The organism is Glycomyces salinus (assembly GCF_016428645.1).
GTDB classification, from domain to species: domain Bacteria; phylum Actinomycetota; class Actinomycetes; order Mycobacteriales; family Micromonosporaceae; genus Glycomyces; species Glycomyces salinus.
Genome location: NZ_JAELXW010000202.1, coordinates 1 through 285 on the forward strand (window position 1 = coordinate 1; position 285 = coordinate 285).

The 285-nt window shown below is 70.2% G+C and carries 1 protein-coding gene; it reads right to left on the reverse strand.

The window, feature by feature from the left end:
• Positions 1 to 285 (reverse strand): hypothetical protein (locus tag JFB92_RS25045; RefSeq protein WP_199044690.1); only part of this gene is annotated, 285 nt, incomplete at both ends.

Sequence of the window (285 nt, forward strand, 5' to 3'; positions counted from 1 at the left end):
GGCGAGGAGTCCGTCGACGGCCCACATCCCGTTCTCGGTCTCCCACACCTCCAAGCGGGCCAGGGACTGCTCGGACAATCCCTCCAGGAGCTCCTCCTGGTCCTTCAACGCCGCCTCGATCTCACCGAGCAGCCGCGCCAGGTCAGTGTGCGGGGCATGGACGCAGTACTGGGCGATCAGATCCTCCGGCGTCGGGCACGCCACGGCCGCATCGAACGGTGAGGGCACGGCCTGACGGTACGGGGTGGTCGCGTACAGCCGCATCGCCGCCGTCCGGCCCAGCGC